The sequence below is a fragment of the Ravibacter arvi genome (assembly GCF_039540405.1).
Taxonomy (GTDB): Bacteria; Bacteroidota; Bacteroidia; order Cytophagales; family Spirosomataceae; genus Ravibacter; species Ravibacter arvi.
Genome location: NZ_BAABEY010000011.1, coordinates 13,505 through 35,710, shown reverse-complemented (window position 1 = coordinate 35,710; position 22,206 = coordinate 13,505). Strand labels below are relative to the sequence as shown.

General features: G+C 51.0%; 19 protein-coding genes. 9 read left to right on the top strand and 10 right to left on the bottom strand.

Features of this window, described 5'->3' with window-relative positions; all coding sequences use genetic code 11:
* Window positions 1-9: 9 nt before the first annotated feature.
* The 7 genes from nagA to ABD852_RS04800 all read right to left on the bottom strand — a co-directional run bounded on the left by nagA (window position 10) and on the right by ABD852_RS04800 (window position 8,398).
* The gene (nagA, locus tag ABD852_RS04830; protein ID WP_345026893.1) at window positions 10-1,185 is read right to left on the bottom strand and encodes an N-acetylglucosamine-6-phosphate deacetylase; all 1,176 of its coding nucleotides are present in this window, start codon (window positions 1,183-1,185) and stop codon (window positions 10-12) included.
* 77 nt (window positions 1,186-1,262) lie between these two features.
* Window positions 1,263-2,588 carry a sugar MFS transporter gene (locus ABD852_RS04825; protein WP_345026892.1) on the bottom strand — a complete coding sequence of 442 codons (1,326 nt, stop codon included), beginning with the start codon at window positions 2,586-2,588 and terminating at the stop codon, window positions 1,263-1,265.
* Between the two features lie 18 nt (window positions 2,589-2,606).
* Window positions 2,607-3,968: a Gfo/Idh/MocA family protein gene (locus ABD852_RS04820; RefSeq protein WP_345026891.1), complete on the bottom strand. Its 1,362-nt coding sequence runs from the start codon at window positions 3,966-3,968 to the stop codon at window positions 2,607-2,609.
* Between the two features lie 247 nt (window positions 3,969-4,215).
* The gene (locus ABD852_RS04815) at window positions 4,216-5,253 is read right to left on the bottom strand and encodes a M28 family peptidase (RefSeq protein ID WP_345026890.1); all 1,038 of its coding nucleotides are present in this window, start codon (window positions 5,251-5,253) and stop codon (window positions 4,216-4,218) included.
* Between the two features lie 72 nt (window positions 5,254-5,325).
* On the bottom strand, window positions 5,326-5,829 hold the full coding sequence (locus ABD852_RS04810) for a DUF192 domain-containing protein (protein WP_345026889.1): 504 nt from the start codon (window positions 5,827-5,829) through the stop codon (window positions 5,326-5,328).
* Between the two features lie 149 nt (window positions 5,830-5,978).
* A complete protein-coding gene (gene cysS, locus ABD852_RS04805; RefSeq protein WP_345026888.1) occupies window positions 5,979-7,481 on the bottom strand; it encodes a cysteine--tRNA ligase in 1,503 nt (500 codons plus the stop codon).
* 143 nt (window positions 7,482-7,624) lie between these two features.
* Window positions 7,625-8,398: a 3-hydroxybutyrate dehydrogenase gene (locus ABD852_RS04800; RefSeq protein WP_345026887.1), complete on the bottom strand. Its 774-nt coding sequence runs from the start codon at window positions 8,396-8,398 to the stop codon at window positions 7,625-7,627.
* Here ABD852_RS04800 and ABD852_RS04795 point away from each other — a divergent pair, their 5' ends adjacent.
* The 6 genes from ABD852_RS04795 to gloA2 all read left to right on the top strand — a co-directional run bounded on the left by ABD852_RS04795 (window position 8,399) and on the right by gloA2 (window position 13,783).
* The gene (locus ABD852_RS04795) at window positions 8,399-8,575 is read left to right on the top strand and encodes a hypothetical protein (RefSeq protein WP_345026886.1); all 177 of its coding nucleotides are present in this window, start codon (window positions 8,399-8,401) and stop codon (window positions 8,573-8,575) included. It begins immediately after the preceding gene.
* Window positions 8,576-8,660: 85 nt separating this feature from the next.
* On the top strand, window positions 8,661-9,599 hold the full coding sequence (locus ABD852_RS04790) for a glycoside hydrolase family protein (protein ID WP_345026885.1): 939 nt from the start codon (window positions 8,661-8,663) through the stop codon (window positions 9,597-9,599).
* A 98-nt stretch (window positions 9,600-9,697) separates the two neighbouring features.
* Window positions 9,698-10,522, top strand: a complete 825-nt coding sequence (locus tag ABD852_RS04785; RefSeq protein WP_345026884.1) for a phytanoyl-CoA dioxygenase family protein — start codon at window positions 9,698-9,700, stop codon at window positions 10,520-10,522.
* Between the two features lie 25 nt (window positions 10,523-10,547).
* Window positions 10,548-11,516: a glycosyltransferase family 2 protein gene (locus ABD852_RS04780; RefSeq protein WP_345026883.1), complete on the top strand. Its 969-nt coding sequence runs from the start codon at window positions 10,548-10,550 to the stop codon at window positions 11,514-11,516.
* Window positions 11,517-11,609: 93 nt separating this feature from the next.
* Window positions 11,610-13,391 (top strand): ABC transporter ATP-binding protein, encoded by a 1,782-nt coding sequence (locus tag ABD852_RS04775; protein ID WP_345026882.1) that lies wholly within the window; start codon window positions 11,610-11,612, stop codon window positions 13,389-13,391.
* A 5-nt stretch (window positions 13,392-13,396) separates the two neighbouring features.
* Complete coding sequence (gene gloA2, locus ABD852_RS04770) at window positions 13,397-13,783, top strand: SMU1112c/YaeR family gloxylase I-like metalloprotein (protein ID WP_345026881.1); 387 nt, start codon at window positions 13,397-13,399, stop codon at window positions 13,781-13,783.
* Between the two features lie 8 nt (window positions 13,784-13,791).
* On the opposite strand, the gene lpxK is transcribed toward gloA2, so the two are convergent.
* Complete coding sequence (gene lpxK, locus ABD852_RS04765) at window positions 13,792-14,796, bottom strand: tetraacyldisaccharide 4'-kinase (RefSeq protein ID WP_345026880.1); 1,005 nt, start codon at window positions 14,794-14,796, stop codon at window positions 13,792-13,794.
* Between the two features lie 102 nt (window positions 14,797-14,898).
* Between lpxK and ABD852_RS04760 the strand changes: the two genes are divergently transcribed.
* Complete coding sequence (locus ABD852_RS04760) at window positions 14,899-16,002, top strand: o-succinylbenzoate synthase (RefSeq protein ID WP_345026879.1); 1,104 nt, start codon at window positions 14,899-14,901, stop codon at window positions 16,000-16,002.
* Here ABD852_RS04760 and hemF read toward each other — a convergent pair.
* Complete coding sequence (hemF, locus tag ABD852_RS04755; RefSeq protein ID WP_345026878.1) at window positions 15,989-16,897, bottom strand: oxygen-dependent coproporphyrinogen oxidase; 909 nt, start codon at window positions 16,895-16,897, stop codon at window positions 15,989-15,991. The two genes, ABD852_RS04760 and hemF, sit on opposite strands and share 14 nt — an antisense overlap.
* A gap of 231 nt (window positions 16,898-17,128) precedes the next feature.
* Here hemF and leuS point away from each other — a divergent pair, with 231 nt between their 5' ends.
* A complete protein-coding gene (leuS, locus tag ABD852_RS04750) occupies window positions 17,129-19,936 on the top strand; it encodes a leucine--tRNA ligase (protein ID WP_345026877.1) in 2,808 nt (935 codons plus the stop codon).
* A 79-nt stretch (window positions 19,937-20,015) separates the two neighbouring features.
* Here leuS and ABD852_RS04745 read toward each other — a convergent pair whose 3' ends face one another.
* Window positions 20,016-20,384, bottom strand: a complete 369-nt coding sequence (locus ABD852_RS04745; RefSeq protein WP_345026876.1) for a DMT family protein — start codon at window positions 20,382-20,384, stop codon at window positions 20,016-20,018.
* Window positions 20,385-20,618: 234 nt separating this feature from the next.
* Between ABD852_RS04745 and ABD852_RS04740 the strand changes: the two genes are divergently transcribed.
* The gene (locus ABD852_RS04740; RefSeq protein ID WP_345026875.1) at window positions 20,619-22,187 is read left to right on the top strand and encodes a Na+/H+ antiporter; all 1,569 of its coding nucleotides are present in this window, start codon (window positions 20,619-20,621) and stop codon (window positions 22,185-22,187) included.
* The last annotated feature ends 19 nt before the right edge of the window (window positions 22,188-22,206 follow it).

Genomic DNA, 22,206 nt, shown 5'->3' with positions numbered 1-22,206 from the left:
AAATATCTGTTAAGAAGTATATACCAAATTTCCGCCGACGATCGTATTTTGTATGTTGATCTGTTGGTCAAAGACGACGATATCAGCATCTTTCCCTACCTGGATCGTACCTTTTTTATCCAGGACTCCCATAATACGGGCGGGAGTAGTGCTGGCCATCCTGACTGCTTCGCTCAGGTTTACGCCGCCGAGTGTGATGATATTCCGTACGAGGCGGTCAAAAGTTGCCACACTTCCGGCAAAAGAATTGCGGTCGGGCAGCTTCGCTACTCCGTCTTCCACGATGACCTTGAGGCCGTTTTTCAGAGATCCCAGCGTGCTTTCACCCTCAGGCATACCGGCGGCCCGCATGGCATCGGTAATGAGCGCTGTTTTGTCGGCCCCTTTGATTTTGTAGATCAATTGAAGCAGGGGGGCAGGTAAATGCACACCATCGCCGATAATTTCGACATCCATATCGAGCAGGAACGCGCTTTCGATGGTTCCGGCGTAGCGGAAGGCCTTTTCCCGGGTAACGCCTGACATGGCCGAATATAAATGTGTCGCCAGGGTATAGCCATTGTCCCACGCCTCCACTACATGCTCGTACTTGGCATCGGTATGCGCTACTGCGGCCAGAATTCCGCGCTCCCTCAACTTCCTGCCGAACTCGATCGCGCCTTCCAGTTCCGGTGCCGCGCTCCAGCGCACAATGTCGTCGGAATAGGCCAGGATTTCCTCGTATTCTGCCGGGTTGGGGTTTCTGATATAACGCGGGTCCTGCGCACCACGTTGGCTCAACGCGAAATAGGGGCCTTCAAGGTGGATGCCCAGGAAAGCGGCGCCTTTCTTGTTGACGTCCTTTGCCTTTTTGTAGACATCCAGCGTATTCAGCAGGTCTTCTTTCTCTGCCGTCAGCGTAGTAGGAACCATGGAAGTCGTCCCGTATTTCGCGTGTGTTTCAGCGACCTGCAGGAAGGCATCCACTGTGCCGTCCATGAAGTCGGCGCCCCCGCCGCCGTGGATATGAATATCAATAAAGCCGGGTGCGACGTACTTTCCTCCGGCGTCGATCACTTCTGCTCCCGGTACCTCGACCTTCCCGGCATGGATGCCGGCAATCTTGCCATTTTCCACAACAACGGTACTGTTTTTAATTTCCCGGTAGGGAGTCAGAACAGTACCGTTGGTAATAACTAACTTCATTTAATATCAGGTTTGAGCGGTGAGGTATGAGGTTTGAGGGGGCTTGCAGCTCACCTCTCAAACCTCATACCTCACGCCTATTTAAATCCCCATTTTCTTAATTTGTGGCCTTTTGCCGCGTAGAATACCAAGTAGAGATAACATGGGATCAGTACCCAGTAGGCCAGCCTTGTACCGTGGCTATCGGCGAAATGCCCGTAAACAAGCGGCATAATCGCGTTTCCGCAAAGGCCCATGATCATAATGGACGAACCGAGCTTGGTAAAACGGCCAAGTCCGTCGAGGGCCAATGGCCAGATACCCGCCCATACCAGTGAGTTGGCGAGGCCCAGCAGCACTACGAACCAGATCGATACGTCGGTGGTATGGTTCAGCAAGGTAATTTCACCTGTTGCATAAATGATGCCCAGGGTAAAAAATGTTCCCAGAACGGTACAAATGCGCAGCGCCGTCACCTGGGAGATCACTTTCGGGATTACCGTGATCCCGATAAGATAACCGATGATGGTACAGGCCAGCGTATAGGAAGGGAATGTTTTCGCTTCCAGCAGGTCGAGGCCCATCGAGTTGGCGTAGGGAATGATGGTATCGATGGCAATCACTTGCGTTCCCACGTGTAGGAATATTGCTACCGCGCCGAGAATAAGGTGAGGGAAATCGAAAATGCTGTTTTTGGACGAATTTGCGCTTGCCACCGCCTCGCTTTCGTGCTCGGTGTCGATTTCCGGAAGCGGCGATTTATAGACCAGGAAACCCAATACAAGCAGGAAGGTGCCCAGCGCCGAATACGGCGTGATAACCCGCCGGATAAGTTCGTCAAGGGCTGCCGCCTTCTCTGTATCTCCCATGTGCTGCAATTGCGCAAAAAGGTCGGTATCTGTCGGTTTCAGGATGACAGCGGCGAAAATGAGCGGCGAGAGAATACCGGCGGCCTTGTTGCAAATACCCATGATGCTGATGCGCTGCGCGGCCCGTTCTTTAGGGCCCAGGATCGTGATGTAGGGGTTCGCAGCAGTCTGGAGAATGGCCAGGCCGATACCGATCGTAAACAAGCCCAGGAGGAAAATCTCATAGGTGCGCGTCATAGCCGCAGGTACGAAAATAAACGCCCCGGCTGCCATCGCCCAGAAACCGAACATCATCCCCATCTTAAAACCGTATTTTTTAAGAATAAAGGAGGCCGGTACCGACATGAAAAAATACGCTACATAGAAGGCAAACGCTACCAGGTACGACTGAAAGCTGGTAAGTTCACAGGCAATCTTAAAATAAGGGATCAGGATGGCATTTACCCAGGAGATAAACCCGAAGATAAAGAACATGACCCCGATCAGGAAAATCGAGAGAATGGTTTGATTCTTGGTCAGGCTTTCGACTGAAACGAGTTCGTTTTTTTGTTTCATTTTTGCGAGTACAATCCGTTAGACAGTTGGTTCCCAACCTTTTTGGTATTCGCGCTTCCAAAGTTTCTGCGCTTCTTTATTGTTTTTAATTCTACCAGTAGCCGGGTCGATGTCCAACGTAGTACGCGTGCGGTAAGCAATATTGCCCAATTGACACAGCAGCGTGCTTTTGTGACCGCTGTCGATGTCGGAAGCTAGCGGAGTTCCCTTTTTGATAGCGTCAAAGAAGTTCTGGAAGTGGAAAGCATCCAGCGCCTGTGAAGGGTTCATCCGGTCGCGGGCGTTGATTTCAATATCGTTTTTCACTTCTTTCACCAGTTTGTTGTCCAGGCCGAAAATTTTGTAGGAGTTGCCGCCGTCAATTTGCAGGGAACCATTTTCGCCGTAGAATACCAGCCCGACGCTGCTGCCTTCGTTAGTGCGGCCATTACAGCTTCTGCCTTCCCAGGTCATGGCACATTTGTTGCCGAATTCCAGGTTAATCACTTGTGTGTCAGGTGTTTCCCAGTCATCCTGGTACCGGTAGCGGCCGCCGTCGGATGAAACCTTGGTAGGGTAGTCCACCTGGAGCCCCCAACGCATCAGGTCGAGCATGTGGGTTCCGTTGTTGAGTGATTCCGCAGTTCCCCAATGCCAGAACCAGTGCCAGTTGTAGTGGATCAGGTTGTCTTTGAATGCCTTTCTTGGTGCCGGGCCTTGCCAAAGATCAAAATTGAGCCATTGGGGTACCGGAGTTACCTTCCCTGTGCCGATCGAAGGGCGGTTGTTGGTGTACCAGCCCTTTGCAAAGTAAGCGCGGCCGATAGCCCCGTTCTGTACTTCTTTGATTCCTTTGGCAACATTCGGCCACGAACGGCGCTGGTTGCCCATTTGGATAACATTTTTGTACTTCTTGGCGGCAGCTACCAGCATTTCGCCCTCATTCGGGTTATGGCTGCATGGTTTTTCCAGGTACACGTGCTTGCCCGCTTTCGAGGCGAGCAATGCAGCCGGTGCGTGCCAGTGGTCAGGCGCTGCGACAACGAGCGCATCCATATCCTTGCTTTCAAGCGCCTTCCGGAAATCAGGCACATCGGCAGGCTTTTTACCCTGAATTTTGTTGATTACGTCAATTGCCTTTTCCGCGGCCCTGGTGTCAACGTCGCAGATGAAATTTACTTCACTGTTCGGTTGCAGTGCAAAATTCTGCGCGAGAGCAAGTCCGCGGCTGTTAACCCCCATAACACCGATTGAAATTTTCTCATTCGCGCCGATTACTCTTTTGTAGCTCTTTGCGCTGAAGCCCGGCAATACGCCGCCGAACGTCATAACTGCGGATCCGGCCAGGGCTTTTTTGAGAAAGTCTCTTCTTTCTGAGTGGTCTTTTCTATGAGTTTTCATAGGCACTTTCTGAGTGATCAGATTTTTGATTATTAATAACTATGGGAAATATCGGTCAGATACTTTGATTCACTTTAAGAAATGCATTCTTTTCTGGAATATACCCATGCTTTTCAAAATTATGGGTGAATTGAAGGGCTCACCTGAAGTTGCGCCGCTTAAAAGGAGATCAGGGGTCTTCCCGGCAGCGGAAATTTTCTTTTAATGAAACGGGAAATCCGGCGGCAACGTACAACGGCCCTGCCGGTTATGCCGGCGGCGTGTTTTCAAGGTACAATACCTCTAGCACGGTCTGACCGACGGCTTTCAGGGTCTTCGGATCGATGCTTTCCATGGTATCATGAACTGTGTGCCAATGTTCAAAAAAGCTCCCGGAGGCCGGATCGAGGTGAATGATGTCGATCATCGGGATTTTGGCAATTTTATTGACCGCCACATGGTCGTCCACACCGACACCAAAGCCGGTTACGTCAACGAAATAGGCACCATACCCGAGCGATTTGGCGGTATCCCAGACTTTGTTTACGACGTCGCCGGCGTACATCATCGAGAGTGATTCCTTGGGGAAGGTGGCGTTCTTGGCGCCTACCATATCCAGCAAAATGCCATAATAAGCTGAATATTGCGGCAGGTGCTTGTTTTGTGCCCAGTATTGCGAGCCCAGGCAGAATCCGCCCATGTATTCATCATCCGGGCCGGTACCGCCGCTATTTCCCCAATCTTCAGCATCGAAGAAAATAATGTCAACCCCGATGTTGAGATTATTTTTGTCCTGTCCGATGGTCCGGGCGATTTCCAGCAAAACCCCAACGCCGCTGGCGCCGTCATTAGCCGCGGGGACGGGTGAATTTTTTTGTGCCTTGTCCGCATCGGCGAAGGGCCGGGAGTCCCAGTGTGCTGCGAGGAGAATCCGACGTTTGGCGTCAGGATTATAGATCCCGATAATATTTCTGGCATTCAGCTTTTTACCGTCGAAAGTAGTGGGACGGAACTTTTGTTCAATCGCCTGCCAGCCGAATGAGCGAAGCTTTCGCACCAGGTAGTCGCCGCAGCTTTCGTGTGCTTTTGTGTTGGGCACGCGCGGGCCGAAATCCACCTGTTGTTTGACAAAATAATATGCAGAATCTTCGGTAAAAGCCGGCGTCCGGCTCTGTACTGCGTCTGCCGGCGCCCGGGTAGTTTCAGTTTCCTGCTGCCTGCTTTGGCAGCCTACGGCTATCAATCCTGCCGCCAATGCCCGCAAAAGAACCGCCGGCCTCCAGTTTAAAAGGAATATTTGTTTCATGAGGTATGAGCGGTGAGGCATGAGGTATGAGGGGTGGCATAAGACTTACACCTCACGCCTCATACCTCACACCTACTTGGGAATATTAAACGAAAGGCTATCACCCGGTTGTATTTTGTAGAGGTCGGCAAAACCTGCATTCACTTCTACCACGTATTGTGCCGGGCCGGTGGAAGGGAGGCTTTCATCCGACATCGGAACAGCATTTTTTTGGATGGAGACCACTTTCTTTTTGTCATCCACATAGATTATATCGAGTGAAATCCGGGTGTTTCTCATCCAGAAGCTCCGGGGGGCCATTTCGTCGAATATAAACAGCATGCCCTGGTGATGCGGAAGGCTGGTGCGGTCCATCAGCCCTTTGGCGTGCTCGTATTCACTGCGGGCTACTTCTACGTCTACCTTTTGAGCGGTTCCGTTGCTGTGAAACGTAATGCTCCCCTGGATCTCGGGTCTGCCGGTTTCAGCCGCAGGTTGATGCGTCGCCGGTTCAGTTGCGGGCTCCCTGCGGAGGAAAAAAAAAGCCGCTGCCGCAGCTATCAACAGGAGTAAAATTACCCAAATGCGTGTTTTCATGTGGATTGTGGTTTTCGGAAATCGGAAATCAGAAATCGGCCCGCTAATACCCAATTCTTAATATCCAAGCTCCCTTTTCTAATTTTCCCTTTTCTAAAATTTCCGATTTCCGATTTCCGATGTCCGATTTCTGATTTCCTCCCCACCACCTATTCTTCATAAGCCCAATCGATCCTGTGTTTCATGTCGCGGATCACCAGCCCCTGGTTTTTAAAATAGGCACGGATTTCATCTACTTTGTCGTAACGTTTTTCGGCCTTATACTCCTTATATAAATTGAGCATTCCGATAAGGACGCTGTCGCCAGTGGTTTTTTCTTCGGAAAGCCCGAGAATTTCGTGGAAGAAATAGACGAATTTGTTTTCCATCAGCTCGAAAGCCGTTCTGCCGATTGCCGAAAACTTAAGCTGGCCGGCATAGAGCATGTTGATGTACCGAAGCAGGTTAAACATCTGCGCAATGGCGACAGCTGTATTGATATCGTCGTTCATGGCGTCATAGAAGCGGCGCACTGAAGCCGTAATATCCTGACGGATTTCCTCGTTGATTTCAACGCCTTCTTCTTCGATATACTCGAGCATTTTAATACTGCGAACACCCGAAGCGAGCTTCCGATAGCCTTTTTGCGCTGCCCGCAACGCTTCGTTAGAGAAGTCGAGGGTAGAGCGGTAATGGCTTTGCAGCATGAAAAAGCGGACGGTCATCGGGCTGAAAGCCTGTTCGAGCAGCGGATGGTTCCCCGTAAATAATTCTCTTGGCAGGAAGGAATTGTTAAGAGACTTGGACATTTTCTGTCCGTTTACGGTCAGCATATTGGAATGCATCCAATAGCGTACCGGGTCTTTACCGGTGAGCCCTCTGCCTTGAGCGATTTCACATTCATGGTGCGGGAACTTCAGGTCCATACCCCCGCCGTGAATGTCGAAGGTTTGTCCGAGGTACTTGGAGCTCATACAGGTACATTCCAGGTGCCAGCCGGGGAAGCCCCGTCCCCACGGAGAATTCCACTGCATGATGTGTTCAGGCGCAGCCTTTTTCCACAACGCGAAATCAAGCGGGCTCCGTTTTTCTTCCTGGCCGTCAAGCTCGCGGGTTTCATTGCGAAGATCTTCAAGAATCCGCCCGGAAAGTTTTCCGTATTCATTGCCCAATTCGTTGTACCGCGCGATGTCGAAGTATACCGATCCGTTTGATTCGTAAGCGAGCCCTTTTTCGAGGAAAGTTTTGACCGCTTCAATCTGCTCTATAAGGTGGCCGGTAGCGGTGGGTTCGATGCTGGGCGGCAGGATGTTGAAAACAGACATCACCTCATGGAAATCGTTGGTGTAGCGCTGCACAATTTCCATAGGCTCAAGCTGCTCGAGCTTGGCCATCCTGCCGATTTTGTCTTCACCCTCGTCGCCGTCGCCCACCAGGTGGCCTACATCCGTAATGTTGCGCACGTAGCGTACCTTATACCCGATATGAGTCAGGTAGCGCAGTAAAGTATCAAAGTTCAGAAAGGTCCTGACATTGCCCAGATGTACGTTGTTATAAACCGTCGGGCCACACACATACATCCCCACATAGGGGGGATTAAAAGGTGTGAACAGTTCTTTTTTACGGGTCAGCGTGTTGAAAAGCACCAACGGTTCGAAATCCTGTACACTCATTGAAATAATATAATTTTACGATCTGCCTGGGAGGCGTGTTCGGGTAAATAGACAATTTGGGTGACCAGGCACCCCTTCGGTACAAAAATAGTAAAACGCCGCTTATTGCCTCACAAATTGTATGGTTTTGCGGGGCAGCCCGGCTAGTGAGCGGTCCATCCGGCGTCAATGGCCAGGGCGGTTCCGGTAATAAACGGAGCTGCGGCGCTGTTAGCCAGGAAAAGTGCTGTTTCCGCTACGGCTTCGGGCGTGATAAAAGCTTTGATGGCGTGTTCTTTCAGGAAAATTTTCTCCACCACCTCTTCCCGGCTCATGCCATGGACCTGCATTTGTTCCGGAATCTGTTTTTCTACCAGGGGGGTGAGCACGTAACCCGGGCAAATGGCGTTTGCGGTAATGCCAAAAGGCCCGCCTTCCATGGCCAGCGCCCGGGTGAGCCCGATAATGCCGTGTTTTGCTGCGACATAGGCGCTCTTGTAAGGAGAAGCAATGAGGCCGTGGGCCGAAGCGATATTGATGACGGCGCCGGAGCGTTTTTGCTGCATGCCGGGCCACACGGCCTTGGAAAGCCGAAATGCGGCATCGAGATGCACAGCCATGAGATCGCGCCATTTTTCATCCGGGAAATCTTCAATTTTGCTGACAAACTGAATCCCGGCGTTGTTGACAAGTACGTCAATATTACCGAAAGCGGCTATGCTTCCGGCCACCATCTGTTGAATCTGGCCGGGATCTTTGAGATCGGCATCAAAAAACAGGTGATCGACTTCAAATTTTGCCGCGGTTTCAGCTGCAATTCCGGGGCCGTTTTTCTCCAATCCGTTGAAAACGATATTATAGCCTTTTCCGGCGAATGCAGCAGCAATTGCCAACCCGATCCCGCTGGTACTTCCCGTAATGAGCGCTGTTTTTGACATATGGATTTACTTATATCTTCCGTATTGATAAAAGGTTTGGGCAGAAGTGTCGTTATTTTATTCAGGAACGGCAAAAGTGAGAAAAAAGTAAACAGGGAAGCTATGTACTTCGAAAAAAGACAGCAGGAGGCGGGAGCTGCAATGTCAGCGGAAGAAGTGCCTGAACTCCTGAGGTGACAAAAGGCATTTTTTCCCTATCGCAGAAAGCACTAATTTAGCCTCCTGAAATATTTATACTTTAGCTAACTCATACCAGTCTGCCATGCCTTGGATTAAGAAAGGCCTTATATACAAGCCGGAAGGAAATTTGGCGCATAGCCGCACACACGCTCAGGCCCCCTTTGTCTTTGACACCGGGAGCGCCATTCGCATCTATTTTTCGTCGCGTGACGAAAAAGTCCAAACCAGGCCTACTTTCATAGAAGTGGACCCCGACGATTTTTCCAAGGTGAAGTACATTCACCATGAGGCCGTGATGGATGTCGGGCTGCCCGGCGAAAATGATGAGACCGGGGTGATGCCGTCGTGGTTTGTAAAGCGGCCTGACGGTGAGATATGGCTTTATTATACCGGTTGGAACAAAGTCCCCCATACATACCGGCTCTCGATCGGGCTGGCGGTAAGCAAAGACGGCGGACTTACGTTCGAAAAGAAGTACCGGGGTCCTGTTCTGGACCGGAATATCTATGACCCGGTTTGGGCGGCCATGCCTTCGGTCATGGTGGAGGAAGACGGGACCTGGAGAATGTGGTACATATCCTGCCAGAAATGGGGGACCGTCCACGGTATCCCGGAACCTTATTATCGCTGTCATTCGGCGGTTTCCAGTGATGGTATCCGCTGGGAGGTCAGCGACGTTCCGGCGATTGATTTTGACGAATTTCTTGACGCGGTAGGGCGGCCGAGCGTGGTGAAAGAAGAGGGCATTTACAAAATGTACTATTCCTACCGCAATGCGCTCGATTACCGCACGAACCCGGCCTATAGCTACCGGCTGGGATATGCAGAATCTCCGGACGGAACCAACTGGACGCGTAAAGACGACCTGGTCGGAATTGCCCGCTCCGAAAACCCCGGTGATTTTGATTTCCAGATGATGAATTATGCGCACTACTTTAGCAGGGGCGATAAAAAATATCTATTTTACAACGGAAATGGTTTCGGAGCTTCCGGGTTTGGTTACGCGGTTTGGGAGGAGTGAGGGAGTCGGAAATCAGAAATCGGAAATCGGAAATCGGAAATTGGAAATCGGCTGGGCCGGATCGGTCGGGCCATTGAAGCAATAACCTAAGTTATCGAATGGAAAGTTTAAAACAGGAGTTTCACCGCAACGGGTATGTCATATTGCGGGGCTTTTTTGATAAGGAGGTCCTGAATAACATTTACAGGCAGGCAAGGGAAATATTTTCGGTTCAAATCAACCGGGTTCTGGGAATCCGGGTGGATATAGAGAACCGGGAGGCTTTTGACAAGGCCATGTATGCCTTATTTGAAAGGGATTTTGACGCGTTTGTCAATACCGGGAAGACCGTCCAGCATTTGATTTCCCTGCACCGCCTGGGAACGGATCCGAAAATAACGGCACAATTGCAGGAACTGGGGCTTACCAATCCAATCATCGGCGTTCGTCCGGCTATGCAGTTCAACAGCCGCTTTTTGTCTAAAAATGGCAGCAAGCACTGGAAACTCGATCCGCACCAGGACTGGCGGACAGGACAGGGGTCGCTGGACAGCGCAGTTATCTGGTTCCCGCTTGTCCCGGCGAATAAGGAACTGGGGAGTGTGCAGGTAATGCCCGGTAGTCATTTCAAAGGCCTGATGGAAGCAGATACTTCCGGTTATCAGGGCGGGATCCTTGCAGATCTGAATCACAGCGAATTCGTTCAGACTGAGTTGGAGGTGGGAGACATCGTGGTGTTTTCTACACTGCTCATCCACCAGTCGGGAAATAATACTACTGACCTGATCAGGTGGTCGGTTCAGTTCCGTTATAACAACCTTGACGACGCCTCTTTCATTGAGCGGGCCTATCCGATGGCGTATATCTACAAACCCGAAGAGGAACTGCTGACGCCAGGGTTCCCGTCTTTGGCTGATATTAAAGAAGTATTTGAAAACAATTAGCGATTGAGCGAACAATCGAACTGACATGCTGAAAGTTTCAGTCGCGATATTTACTTATAATCAAAAAGATTTCATCGGACAGGCCATAGAATCTGCTGTGAATCAGGTTACTGATTTCGACTACGAGATATTGGTAGGCGATGATTTCTCGACTGACGGAACGCGGGAGGTAATCCTGGAATATCAAAAACGTTACCCCGATAAGGTTGTCCCGGTGTTTCATCCCAGGAACCTCGGACAAAACGGTTTTTTTAATACCGTCGAAACGCTCAAGCTGGCAAAGGCCCGGTACGTAGCACCTATGGATGGCGACGATTACTGGACAGATTCCTCCAAGCTTCAGGTTATGGCGGATCACCTGGACCAGCATCCCGATCAGTCCGCCTGTTTCCATAACGCCCTGGTAACACATGACGACGGCACGCCATCGTATGAATTGAATACGGCTGACCAGGCTTTGGAAGTGACGATTAAGGACCTGGTGGGCGACAATGAGGTTTGGTTTATTGCAACTTCAGCCGTACTTTTCAAAGGCGACCTGATGTATTATCCCGAATGGTTTCGGAAGTCATCCAGCGGCGACATACCGCGTTATATCATCCTGGCGAAACAAGGCCCTATCGGCTATATCCCCAGGCTTATGTCCGTATACAGGAAAAACAGGGGCGGGGTGAGCAACAAAGACCATTATCGGGATGCCCGTTTCCTGCGCAACCGGATTATGATGTATGAAGGGATTAACCAGGAAACCAACTACGAATACGCCGACCTGGTCAAAAAAAATGTATCGCGGTATTACCGGATGCTCCTGGACGCCAGGCAATATAGCAAGAGTTATTTCAGTAAAGCTGCATTGGCACTCCGTTACCTGTGGATGCGGAAGCCCACTGCTGTCGAGTGCCGGATCATTGTGCGTGAATATATAATGCCCGCCTGGCTGATGAACATTTACAGTTTTTTTGCTCTCCTGCCGCACAGGTTGAAGCAAAGTTAGGGAGGAGAGGTCGGAAGTCGGAAATCAGAAATCGGCCCTGTAGAACCCGACTTCCGATTTCCGATTCCCGACTTCTGATTTCCGATTTCCAAAATGAGTATCTGGGAGGTATTTAAACGGCTTCGACCATTTGTCAGACCCTACAGGAAGCTGATCCTTTTTGCGTTGGTGCTGACGCTTGTGGGGGCATTGACCGCCCAGGTGAATCCCATTGTGCTCAGGTACACGGTCGACACAATTGAGGAAATGCAGAAAAACGGATGGGGCGTAGCACGCGGAGCGGGACTCTTGGCGCTCATCAGCGGTATCCTTTTCCTGAAAGAAATACTCAATTCATTGATCGTTTTCGGCCAGCGGTTCTACGGTGAAAAAATCAGGATCAGCATTTCCGGAGACCTTGCCGATACCGCCGTCGGCCGCATCCTTACCTACGACCTGGGCTTTTTTAGCAGCCAGACCAACGAAAAGGGGAAGCTTCAGAGCCGTATTGATCGCGGCGTAGAATACCTGACCAGGCTGGTGCAGAGTTTTTTTATTGACCTGCTTCCGCTGTTTGCCAACTCGGTGGTAGCGCTTGTGGTCATGTTTTCCGCGAATTTTTATGTGGGACTGGTGGCGTTGAGTATACTGCCGCTCTACTTCTGGGTGAGTTACAAACAGGCCGAAAAGCTGAGCGGCGTGCGGCGCACGCTGAAAGGGCAAAGAGAAGACAAGAGCAACGGGCTTATTAACCTTATTGAATCCATACAGGTAATCAAGTCGTTTGTACGGGAACCGTATGAAGCGACTAAGCAGTTCAGAGTGCAGCAGCTGCTGATGGGATCGCTCCTGAAAACAAGGCAAACCAACTTCTTCTTTGACGGTCTTAAAAGCTTTTTGGAGCAAATCGGCGTCGTTCTGATCATTATCCTTACGGCCTACCTGGTGCTGGACCAGCAGATGTCGATTGGAGCCATTATGTTTCATATTCTGCTGTTCAACAATGTGTCGGCGCCCATCCGCCAGTTGCACCGGATTTATGACGAGATGAACGATGCGCTGACTTATTCTGAAAGCTTTTTCGATGTGCTTGACCGAAAAGAGGCTGTTGAGCATAGCGGCAGCTACCAGGTTGCAGAGCTTGCGGGCGCCTACGAGCTGAACGACGTTTCCTTCACTTATCCGAATGGAAATAAGGCCTTGTTTAACGTTTTCATGACCATTCCGAAAAACCAGACCACGGCCCTGGTCGGGCTTTCCGGCGCCGGAAAAAGTACATTGATTAACCTGCTGAGCCGGTTTTATCTCCCCGACTCCGGTGAATTGCTGCTGGACGGCCAGCCGATTGCCGCGTTTGACCTGCCCAACCTGAGGCGGAATCTCGGCATGGTTTTCCAGAAAAACCATATTTTCAAAGGATCCATAGAAGAGAACATCAGGTATGGCAAGATGGAGGCTACGCAGGAGGAAATTCAGGAAGCTGCGAAAAAAGCTTACCTCCATGAACAGGTAATGGCGCTGCCGAAACAGTATGCTTCCGATGCGCAGATGTTATCCGGCGGACAACAGCAGCGCATTGCGATTGCGCGGCTTTTTCTTAAAAACCCGCCCATTATCTTCCTGGATGAGCCAACCGCAAGCCTGGATGCCATTGCCACCGAACAAATCAAAAATAGCCTGGATGCCATTAAGGAAGGCCGTACGGTAGTCATTATTTCGCATAGCCTGTCTCAGATTATCGACGCTGACCAGATTTATGTGATGGAGAAAGGACGCGTTGTCGAGAATGGTACACACCAGGCTTTGTATGAACAGAACGGCGTATACAGGAAGATCTTTGAAGCGTCAGCCAGGAGCCTCAACCTGGACAAAATGTTGGAATCAATGCGAAAGTAAACAACATGCAAATCAAGTCTCTTCACCACATTGCCATCATTTGCTCCGACTACCCGAAGTCTAAAGCCTTTTACACGGAAATTCTCGGGTTTAACGTCGTCCGGGAAATTTACCGGGAAGAAAGGGCCTCTTATAAATGTGATCTTTCATTAAACGGCCGGTACCTTATCGAGCTTTTCTCTTTTCCTGATCCGCCCGAAAGACCGTCTTATCCGGAAGCAAGAGGGCTTCGCCACCTGGCATTCGAAGTGGAAAATGTTGACGAAGCCGCCGCTTTCCTGAAGAAGCACGGAGTAGTTTGTGAGCCCGTCCGGCTGGATGCTACGACAGAAAAGAGGTTTACCTTTTTCGCGGACCCTGACGGCCTGCCGCTCGAATTTTACGAAGGCTGAGCGCGGACCTATTTTTCCAGGTAGCTGTTGACTGTTTGCAGGAATTCACGCTCCTCGTGCACCACCGTTTCGATCGGTATGTAGAAGCAGCGATGTGACAGAGACGCTTCGCGGGCCAAAGGAAGTAATTTGACAAAGTCTTTTTCCGTTGTCAGAAGCGCTGTTTTTTCATCGCCTGCAAGTTCTTTAACGGGAAGTTCGGAAGTCGTGTAATGGTGGTGATCCGGGTAGGGAAAGAACTTCTTCAGGGAATAAGCCCGCTGAAGGTATTCCTGGAACGGCTGGTTTCGTGCCAGGCCTGCCATTCCGATAAACGAATTAAATACAGCAACGGTATGCTCGCCATCAAAAGCAACGGGAGCACCGTAACGGACGGAAGAAAACACAACAGGAACCTTCTTTCCGGCATTGGACTGTACGGCGGCCGAAATCTGTTCCCGCTCGGCCGGATCCAGGGAAAGCGGGCATTTGGTCACTACGACAAGATCGGCGCGACGGGCTCCCCTCCCGGGTTCTCTGAGGTTGCCGGCAGGGAAAGTGACGTCGTTAAAAAAGGGGCGGTTGTAGTCGGTCAGCAGGATATTCATATCGCGGCTTATTGACCGGTGCTGGTAGGCATCATCCAATAGTATAAGGTCGGTTTCACTAAAATCCGTCCTGACTTTTTCGGCTGCCACCGCGCGCTTCTCTGCCACGATTACCCGGACACTGGGTTGGAATTTTCGAAAAAACTGGAGGGGCTCGTCACCTATCTCGTCGGCGGTGCTACCCGTGTCCGCTACCACCAGGCCTTTGGATTTACGACCGTATCCGCGGCTGATCACCACGATTTTGTGCCGGTCCTGAAGCAGCCGTATCAACAATTCAATCATGGGAGTTTTTCCTGTACCGCCTACGCTGAGGTTGCCGACTGCCAATGTTTTTACCGGGCTGGGGTGCGTTTTGAAAAGACCTCGTTCGTATAGCGCATTCCTGAGATCCATCACCCCTCCGTACAAGCGGCTGAGGGGCATCAGAAGTGTTTTTATAACAGGGTTATTACGTATTGAATCGCTCAAGGTCGCTTTATTTTCATAATTTTCCGTTCAAATTAAGCAGAATAAGCGTCTCAAGCGATGTCCCTACTACTTTCTTTTACCCCGCATATACTCCGTTTCAAATTTGAAGCGGGTACTTCCCGCGGTGTCTTAACGGAAAAGACGACCTATATCCTGACAGTCAGGGACGAGGAATACCCAACGGTATACGGCGTGGGCGAGGCCGGGCCGCTCAAAGGGCTCAGCATCGACGATGTGCCTGACTTTGAAGACGTTTTGACCCGCATTACAGCCGCTTTCAACGATCTCAGGCTGGGGATATCCGGTTGGGAGATTTCGAAAATACTGGAACGCCTGGTACCGGACCGGTATCCCTCAATCCGGTTCGGGTTAGAAGCCGCACTCCTGGATTTCGGAAATGGCGGGCGGCGTATCTATTTTGAGAATGGATTTTCGGCCGGAGATTGCCCGATAGCAATCAATGGTTTGATATGGATGGGGGACGAGCGTTTCATGGCTGACCAGATAGAAACCAAACTCGCGGCCGGTTACCGCACCATTAAAATGAAGGTGGGGGCTATTGATTTCGACCGCGAGTGCCGGTTGCTGGCCGCCATCAGGAAGCGATTTTCGGCGGACGAAGTGACGCTCCGTGTTGATGCAAACGGCGCATTTGCCCCGGACGAAGCGCTGCACAAGCTTGGCAAATTACACCGGTACGAGCTGCATTCCATAGAACAGCCGATCCGCCAGGGGCAACATGAAGCCATGGCCGCACTGGTACGCGAGTCACCTGTGGCCATCGCATTGGATGAAGAGTTGATCGGGGTACAGGGGCGGGAGGAGAAAAAACGGCTTCTTGAAGAAATACGGCCGCCTTTCCTCATTTTTAAGCCTTCCTTGCTGGGTGGTTTTTCTGCCTCGAAAGAATGGATATCGCTTGCCGGAGAGCTCGGGATTGCCTGGTGGATCACCTCGGCGCTCGAGTCGAATATAGGGCTGAATGCCATCGCCCAGTTTACCGCTTCTTTTGACAACCCGCTCCCGCAAGGCCTCGGCACCGGGCAGTTGTACCACAACAATTTTGAATCTTCGCTCTACATAGAAAAAGGTACGCTGCGGCATCGCCGCCCCGGGGGCACTTTGCCGCAGCATACCGGAACCGGCACTACAGCCAGTTGATTCCCTTTTTTAAGAGGGAAAGCGTTTCTGCCTCCGGGGTACCCGGCTCCGGCCGGTTGTCATAGGCCCAGTTGGCCTGTGGTGGAAGGCTCATCAGTATGGACTCGGTTCTGCCGCCCGTTTCCAGGCCGAACTTGGTGCCGCGGTCCCATACGAGGTTAAACTCCACGTAACGTCCTCTTCTCAGGTATTGCCAGTTTTTCTCCTCCGGGGTATGGGGCTCGTTTTTATGTGCCGCCATGAAATGTGTATAAAGCGGGGCAAAAGCTTGTCCGGTTGCCAGCACGAAGTTGAACAACGCCGACTTGGACAACCCGTGGTCAGGCGCGTCAGGTTTCAGGTAATCGAAGAAGATACCGCCGATCCCGCGCGTCTCATCCCGGTGCTGCACAAAAAAATAATCGTCTGCCCAATTTTTGAATTTTTCATAGAACGCGGGATGGTGGGCATCACAAACCTGTTTCAGCTGCCGATGGAAATAGGTAGCGTCTTCCCGTACTACATAATGAGGCGTGAGGTCAATTCCTCCTCCGAACCAGCAGGTCCCGTTATCCAGCTCAAAATACCGGACGTTCATGTGGATGATGGGCACTTTCGGGTTTTTCGGGTGCATCACGATGGATACCCCGGTAGCAAAAAAAAGAGGGGCTTCGTGCTCAGGGAGGTTCATTTGCGCACGCAGCCGCGGGTGTACCGGGCCCTCCACTGCAGAAAAGTTGACGCCTCCTTTTTCTATCACCGATCCGTCCTGGATCAGCCTGGTCCGGCCTCCGCCCCCCGAATGGTGTTCCCACAGGTCCTCGCGAAATTTCCCGCTGCCGTCCTCAGTCTCCAGCGCCTGGCAAATAGTATCCTGCAGGTTTTTGAATTCGGCGGCAATCTGGTCTCGTAACATAATGAATGGGTTATGTAGGGGTGAGGTATGAGGTGTGAGGCATAAGGGGTACCTCACACCTCATACCTCACCCCTCAAAGTTAGTCATCAGACCCGGGAATTAGCGTTTCAGGGCTTAAATTGATTTCACCGGGAACAATGATTTCCGTTACGGGCATCCCGGGACGTAAAAAAATCCTATTTTTGCGCCCGATAGGAGGAAACCACAAAAAGAACCTATTCTACTTTGTAATGAGCGAGTACAACCACCATCAGATTGAACGTAAATGGCAGGCATTTTGGGAGGAACAGAAAACCTTCCAGGTAGCCAATGCCTCCGATAAGCCCAAGTTTTACGTGTTGGACATGTTTCCCTACCCCTCAGGGGCCGGCTTGCATGTCGGGCATCCGCTGGGATATATCGCATCTGATATTTATGCGCGTTATAAAAGGCTGAAAGGTTTCAACGTGCTGCATCCCATGGGTTTCGACAGCTTTGGGCTGCCGGCAGAACAGTATGCGATTCAAACCGGGCAACATCCGGCCGTTACGACCGAAGAAAATATCTCCCGCTACATAGCGCAGTTGAAAAACCTGGGCTTCAGCTACGACTGGAGCCGCGAAGTTCGTACTTCCGATCCTGCCTATTACCGGTGGACACAATGGATTTTCAGCGAGTTGTTCAACAGCTGGTACAATGTGGAGACCGATCGTGCGGAACGGATTGAGACTTTGGTGAAACGGTTTGAAAGTGAGGGTAACCAGGTAGTGAAGGCGGTTGCCGACGAAGATGTCCCTTTGTTTTCCGCGTCGGAATGGGCAGGTTTTACGGCAGAGGAAAAATATAAAATTACACTGAAATACAGGCTGGCTTACCTGGCGGAAGCAACCGTGAACTGGTGCGCTGCGTTGGGGTCTGTTTTGTCGAATGACGAAGTGAAAGACGGCGTATCGGAGCGCGGCGGGTTCCCGGTAGAGCAGAAGCTCATGCGGCAGTGGATGATGCGGATTACCGCCTACGCGCAACGGTTACTGGATGGGTTGGGCACAATTGACTGGACTGACTCACTCAAGGAACAGCAGCGAAACTGGATCGGTCGTTCAGTAGGCGCAATGGTATCTTTCGACCTGGACGGGCATTCGGAAAAGATTACCGTGTTCACCACCCGTGTCGATACGATCTACGGTGTCACCTTCATGGTGATTGCACCCGAGCACGAGCTGGTGGACAAGATTACGACCGATGCACAGAAAAGTGTTATTGCTGCGTATAAGGAAGAAGTGAAGAAACGTTCGGAACTGGACCGCGTGTCGGATGTGAAGACGGTATCCGGAGCATTTACCGGAGCTTATACGATCAATCCTTTTAACGGTGAGAAGATACCGGTTTTCATAGCAGATTATGTCCTTGCGGGATACGGAACCGGGGCTGTTATGGCCGTTCCTTCCGGTGATCAGCGCGACTGGAATTTTGCGAAACATTTTGATTTGCCGATTATCCCGATCCTGGACGCGCAAAAAGATATTGAGAAGCAGGCAGATGCTACGAAAGAGGGGCGGTATATCAATTCGGGTATTATCGACGGCCTCACGTACCAGGAAGCGACAGACAAGCTTATCGCCTGGCTTGAAAACAAGGGAAAAGGGAAGGGGAAAATTAACTACCGGCTGCGCGATGCAGTTTTTGGACGCCAGCGGTACTGGGGCGAACCGGTGCCGGTTTATTTTAAAAATGACGCCGACGGTGCGCCGCTCCCGTACCTGATCCCGGACGATGAGCTTCCGCTGGAGCTTCCGGCGATTGACCAGTACAAACCTACCGAAACCGGTGAACCACCCCTGGGCCGCGCTGCGGGTTGGAAATATAAGGGTGAATACGATTACGAATTAAGTACCATGCCGGGCTGGGCCGGTTCCAGCTGGTATTGGTACCGCTATATGGACCCGGCCAACAACAGCGCTTTTGCATCGGAAGATGCGGTAGCCTATTGGAAAGACGTAGATCTGTATGTGGGCGGAACCGAACATGCTACCGGGCATTTGCTATACAGCCGTTTCTGGAACAAGTTCATGAAAGACAGGGGATTTGTACAGGAAGAAGAGCCATTCAAAAAGCTGATCAACCAGGGGATGATCCAGGGCAGGAGCAGTTTTGTGTACAGGATCAAAGGCGGCGATGCTGCAAAGCCGGTATTTGTAAGCGCAGGTCTGAAAGACCAGTATGAGACTACCGCCCTGCACGTCGACGTAAATATCGTTACCAACGATGTACTGGATGTGCAAAAGTTCATTGAAACCCGGAAAGACCTGACCAATGACAATGCCGAGTTCTTGCTGGAAGACGGCCAGTACAAATGCGGGGTTGAAATTGAAAAAATGTCGAAGTCGAAGTTCAATGTCGTTAACCCGGATGACATTGTAGCCAGGTACGGGGCTGATACCCTTCGGCTTTACGAAATGTTCCTGGGGCCGCTGGAACAGGCGAAACCGTGGAATACCAACGGAATTGACGGGACCTACCGTTTCATCCGGAAGTTGTGGCGCCTTTTCTATTCCGACAACGGGCAATGGCTGGTTACCGATACACCGCCTTCAGAGGCAGAACTGAAAGTTTTGCACCGCGTAATCAAAAAGGTGGAGGAGGATATCGAGCAATTCTCTTTCAACACGACGGTGAGCGCTTTCATGGTGCTGGTAAATGAACTTGGCAGCATGAAAACCAGGAGCAAGGCAGTATTGCAGGATTTGCTGGTCATATTGGCGCCTTTCGCCCCGCACATTACCGAGGAGCTTTGGCAGGCCGTCGGCAATCAGGCGGGAACGATTTCAACAGCCGCCTTCCCCAAATGGGAGGAAAGGTACCTCGTCGACGACGTTTTTGAATACCCCGTACAAATAAACGGTAAGGTGCGGGCCACCATTTCTTTCCCGCTCGACACACCCGGTTCGGAAATAGAGGAAGCAGTGCTTTCCAACGAAGCGGTTATCAAATGGCTGGAAGGAAAACCCCTGAAAAAGTTTATCATAGTTCCGAAGCGGATTATAAATGTAGTGGTTTAGATGTGAGGGGTGAGGTTTGAGATATGAGCGCGCTTCCCTCAAACCTCAAACTCACTCCTCAAACCTCACCCCTTAAACCTCACTCCTTAAACATAAAATACACCGCTGCCACCAGTAGCACGAAAGCCAGTAGGTGGTTAAGCCGGAACGATTCGGTTTTGAAGGCGAACACGGCGAAAAGCGTGAACACGACCAGGGTGATGACCTCCTGGATGACTTTAAGCTGCCAGATTGAAAACGGACCGCCGTTTCCGTTGAAGCCGATTTTGTTGGCCGGTACCTGAACGGCATATTCGAAAAGCGCGATCATCCAGCTGAACAGAATAACTTTCACGAGGCTCAGGTTCGAGAACCAGGAATATTCTTTCAATTTTAAATGGCCATACCAGGCGATGGTCATGAAAATATTGGACAGAACCAGGAGAGCTATGGTATAAAATGCCTTCATTTTTTTAAGTTTTTGACAAGGTTTTATGGGAGCGGCCGCTTGAGAACCGCGTTCGTATGAAACGGGGCGAATCTAGTTATTTTTAACGGCATCCGTCAACAGGCGATCCGGTAAAAAAGGCGTTTCTGAGCCGGCGCTGCTTTTGATTGAATCTTCGCAATTATTTTCCCGAGAATATATAAATTGTAGCGGGTTACACACGAACGGATACACCTGCAGGCCCGGAAACAAAACATGTTACATCAGCAGCTCCCATTTTACCTGGCGATCATCATACTGATCATCTTATTGATACTTTTAGCGAATAAGCTTCGCGTAGCCTACCCGATTTTGCTGGTCCTGGGCGGCCTGGGTATTTCGCTTGTGCCCGGCGTTCCGGTTGTTAAAATTGACCCGGATCTCATATTTATCCTGTTTCTGCCGCCGTTGCTGTACGAAGCGGCCTGGTCCATTTCTTTTAAAGACCTTTGGAAATGGCGGCGGATCATATCAAGCTTTGCCTTCGTGGTGGTCTTTCTGTCCGCTACGGCGGTCGCGATAGTGTCGAACCATTTTATTCCGGGATTTTCACTGGCGCTTGGCTTCCTTTTGGGCGGGATTGTTTCGCCGCCGGATGCCGTAAGCGCGGGCGCTATTATGAAATTTGTGAAGGTGCCGGCCCGTTTCAAATCAATTGTGGAAGGGGAAAGCCTGTTCAATGATGCTTCTTCACTCATTATCTTCAGATTTGCCCTCGTAGCAGTCGGGACCGGGCAGTTTGTGGCGGGTCAGGCGGTCGCGACTTTCTTCTGGATGGTGCTGGGAGGCATCGCTATCGGGCTGCTGCTGGCTTATATCTTTTACGAAGTGCACCGGTTGCTTCCGACCAACGCAGAGATGGATATTGTTCTTACGTTTGTGGCCCCTTACGTAATGTACCTGGCTGCTGAAGCGGTGGACAGTTCCGGCGTGATGTCGGTAGTGACCGGGGGGCTTTTCCTGGCGAACCGGAGTCATATGTTCCTGACGAGCGCGGGAAGGATCAAATCGCACACGGTCTGGCAAAGCATAAGTTTTATGTTGAACGGGCTCGTTTTTATACTCATCGGCCTGGATTTGCCGGAGATTGCCGGGGGACTGGAGGGAGTGAGCATGCGTTCGGCTATCGGGTACGGTGTGCTCATTACGGGTGTGCTGGTACTGGTACGTATTGTTTCTGCTTATGGAGCCATGTTTTTTACCTTGCTACTCCGCGATTATATCTCAGTGGCAGACAGGAGGAACCCCGGCTACAAAACCCCCTTTTTATTGGGGTGGGCGGGAATGCGCGGCGTTGTTTCCCTGGCAGCAGCCTTGTCTATCCCGGTTCATCTGGCTGACGGCACGCTGTTCCCGCAGCGCAACCTTATCCTCTTTATCACTTTCGTCGTTATTTTGCTTACACTCGTAGTGCAGGGATTGACCCTGCCTTACCTGATCCGGAAAATTCCAATCCTGAGAGAAGGCGAGAGTTTACCCGATGATACGCAGTATTATGCTTTGTACAGTCGTTTGAGGGCTTCCAGTTGCACTTATATCGGTCACCATTATTCCGGTCGCCTTCAAAGTCATGCGGCATTTCAAAGCCTTCTTTCCAAATACGAGGATGCGGATCAGCCCGATGCGGGTATGGACGAGGCAGCCAAGGCTATTATGCTGGAAGTGATCGAGCGGCAGCGTGAGTGGCTCAGGGAATGGAACAAAGAGGAAGGGCTTGACGAAACCTACGTCAAGAAGCACTTTTACCGATTGGACCTGGAAGAGGAAAGCCTTGGCTTGAAGTGATTGAGCCGGGCGATCAACC

What these genes read in the sequence shown, in the direction of transcription:
- nagA (WP_345026893.1), bottom strand. Translation starts at nt 1,185, where the DNA reads ATGAAGTTAGTTATTACCAACGGTACTGTTCTGACTCCCTACCGGGAA.
- ABD852_RS04825 (WP_345026892.1), bottom strand. Translation starts at nt 2,588, where the DNA reads ATGAAACAAAAAAACGAACTCGTTTCAGTCGAAAGCCTGACCAAGAAT.
- ABD852_RS04820 (WP_345026891.1), bottom strand. Translation starts at nt 3,968, where the DNA reads ATGAAAACTCATAGAAAAGACCACTCAGAAAGAAGAGACTTTCTCAAA.
- ABD852_RS04815 (WP_345026890.1), bottom strand. Translation starts at nt 5,253, where the DNA reads ATGAAACAAATATTCCTTTTAAACTGGAGGCCGGCGGTTCTTTTGCGG.
- ABD852_RS04810 (WP_345026889.1), bottom strand. Translation starts at nt 5,829, where the DNA reads ATGAAAACACGCATTTGGGTAATTTTACTCCTGTTGATAGCTGCGGCA.
- cysS (WP_345026888.1), bottom strand. Translation starts at nt 7,481, where the DNA reads ATGAGTGTACAGGATTTCGAACCGTTGGTGCTTTTCAACACGCTGACC.
- ABD852_RS04800 (WP_345026887.1), bottom strand. Translation starts at nt 8,398, where the DNA reads ATGTCAAAAACAGCGCTCATTACGGGAAGTACCAGCGGGATCGGGTTG.
- ABD852_RS04795 (WP_345026886.1), top strand. Translation starts at nt 8,399, where the DNA reads ATGGATTTACTTATATCTTCCGTATTGATAAAAGGTTTGGGCAGAAGT.
- ABD852_RS04790 (WP_345026885.1), top strand. Translation starts at nt 8,661, where the DNA reads ATGCCTTGGATTAAGAAAGGCCTTATATACAAGCCGGAAGGAAATTTG.
- ABD852_RS04785 (WP_345026884.1), top strand. Translation starts at nt 9,698, where the DNA reads ATGGAAAGTTTAAAACAGGAGTTTCACCGCAACGGGTATGTCATATTG.
- ABD852_RS04780 (WP_345026883.1), top strand. Translation starts at nt 10,548, where the DNA reads ATGCTGAAAGTTTCAGTCGCGATATTTACTTATAATCAAAAAGATTTC.
- ABD852_RS04775 (WP_345026882.1), top strand. Translation starts at nt 11,610, where the DNA reads ATGAGTATCTGGGAGGTATTTAAACGGCTTCGACCATTTGTCAGACCC.
- gloA2 (WP_345026881.1), top strand. Translation starts at nt 13,397, where the DNA reads ATGCAAATCAAGTCTCTTCACCACATTGCCATCATTTGCTCCGACTAC.
- lpxK (WP_345026880.1), bottom strand. Translation starts at nt 14,796, where the DNA reads ATGCCCCTCAGCCGCTTGTACGGAGGGGTGATGGATCTCAGGAATGCG.
- ABD852_RS04760 (WP_345026879.1), top strand. Translation starts at nt 14,899, where the DNA reads ATGTCCCTACTACTTTCTTTTACCCCGCATATACTCCGTTTCAAATTT.
- hemF (WP_345026878.1), bottom strand. Translation starts at nt 16,897, where the DNA reads ATGTTACGAGACCAGATTGCCGCCGAATTCAAAAACCTGCAGGATACT.
- leuS (WP_345026877.1), top strand. Translation starts at nt 17,129, where the DNA reads ATGAGCGAGTACAACCACCATCAGATTGAACGTAAATGGCAGGCATTT.
- ABD852_RS04745 (WP_345026876.1), bottom strand. Translation starts at nt 20,384, where the DNA reads ATGAAGGCATTTTATACCATAGCTCTCCTGGTTCTGTCCAATATTTTC.
- ABD852_RS04740 (WP_345026875.1), top strand. Translation starts at nt 20,619, where the DNA reads ATGTTACATCAGCAGCTCCCATTTTACCTGGCGATCATCATACTGATC.